The organism is Microcystis sp. LE19-84.1B (assembly GCF_027531875.1).
Lineage (GTDB): Bacteria > Cyanobacteriota > Cyanobacteriia > Cyanobacteriales > Microcystaceae > Microcystis > Microcystis panniformis.
This window is the reverse complement of record NZ_JAPZSR010000319.1, coordinates 1-1899: the sequence shown is the minus strand read 5'-3', so window position 1 is coordinate 1899 and position 1899 is coordinate 1. Positions and strand designations below refer to the sequence as shown.

At 41.4% G+C, this 1899-nt stretch carries 1 pseudogene; it reads left to right on the top strand.

Features of this window, described 5'->3' with window-relative positions:
• Positions 1 to 1653: pseudogene (locus O9324_RS18190) on the top strand (IS1634 family transposase); the annotation flags it as partial.
• Positions 1654 to 1899 lie beyond the last annotated feature (246 nt).

Sequence of the window (1899 nt, the reverse complement as noted above, 5' to 3'; positions counted from 1 at the left end):
TCAATCAACAGAAATTGAAGTCAAAAATCTAGACCATCTGGGATTAGTAGCCGGAATTATCGATGAAATAGGAATCGTTGAAATTATCAACGAACAAGTCTCAATTGAGCGAGGAGAAATTGTCACAGCGGGGCAAGTCGTCAAAGCAATTATCCTGAATGGATTGGGATTTGTCTCCCGATCCTTGTATTTATTTCCTCAATTTTTTGAAGATAAAGCAACCGAACATTTGCTGGGAGAGGGCATCGAACCCAAGCACTTGAATGATGATAAAATTGGTCGAGTAATGGACAAACTTTATCAACTTAATGTTTCGGTCATTTTCCTACTCATCAGTTTAGCCGCCGTGAAAAAATTTGGTGTAGCGACCGAGAATTCCCATTTAGATTCGACTTCTCTATCAGTAGAAGGAGAATATAACAAGGAATACCCAACAGTAGAAATCCTGAAATCAGGAGCAGTTGGAGAAGAAATTGAAACCAGACAACAGCCAATAAAAATTACCTACGGATACTCCCGCGACCGACGACCTGACTTGAAACAATTTATGATTGACTTAATCGTAAGTGGGGATGGAGATGTACCTTTATTCCTGAAAGTAGGTGACGGAAATGAAGCGGACAAAGCGGTTTTTGGTCAAATCGCCCGAGAATTTCAAAAACAAGTTGACTTTGACAGTTTAATAGTCGGCGATAGCGCCCTCTACAGCAAAGAGAATTTAAAACTAATGAGAGAAATGCGTTGGTTATCTCGAGTCCCCTTCAGCATTAAAGAGGCTCAAAAGTTAGTCGATAGCATCTCAGAAAAAGAGTTAACCGATTCAGAAATACCGGGTTATTCCTGGCGGGAAACCATCTCTAACTATGGGGGGATAGAACCAAGATGGTTGCTAGTTGAAAGTCAAGCTAGACAAGAATCAGACTTGAAAAAATTAGAGAAAAAATCGAGCAAGAAAAGAAAAGGGCATAAGAAAAAATCCGGCAACTATCCCGAAGAGAATTTGAGAATAGAGCGGTGGCGTTGGCGATAGCCAAGGGATTATCTGACTCCTTAAAATATCATCAGTTAACGGAGATTAAAGTCAATCTCATTCCGCCTGAGTCTCAGCAGTCAAAACTCAAATCAAAAGACGATTTACCCTCTCAAAGCTATCAAGTTCAAGCCGAATTAGAGTTGAATTTGTCCGCAATTGAGAGGCTAAAGAAACGAGCAGGACGATTCGTTTTAGCGACTAACGAATTGGAGAAACAACGATTAAGCAGTGAGGATATACTCAAAAAATATAAAGGGCAACAAGCTCCGGAAAGAGGATTTTCTTTTCTCAAAGACCCCGGCTTTTTTGCCGACAGTGTCTTTCTCAAATCTCCCCACAGAATCGAGGTCCTGGCCATGCTCATGGGCTTGTGCCTACTGGTTTATACTATTGGTCAAAGACAACTTCGTCTGAATTTAAAACCGCAGGAGACGGGACTAAAAAATCAGTTGGGTAAGTTAACTGACCGACCAACATTACGCTGGATATTTCAGAACTTTCAAGGGATTCATCTCCGACCTATTCAAGACAATCAAAAGATTAGCAACTTAACGGATGAGAGGCGCAACATTTTGAGATTTTTTCCCAAACCTGGCCAGGAATATTATCTCTTATCTTGACCAGATGGATTGACTTCCAGGGGTGACAAAACAAAGCGAGCAACTGGAACATCTCCCCCTAGATGTTAAGTCTGATTGCCCAGTTATTCTCAATAAGCACTGTTTATTGAGAATGACTGGGGGAACCCTGAAATTTTCGGCTTAGTTGGTGGCAGCTTGCCGCCAACTCACTCCTCTAGATAAGTATTTTGACTCAGGCATCTTCCTCTTTTGAGACGTTGTGACACTTAGGGTGCGGAATGTGGG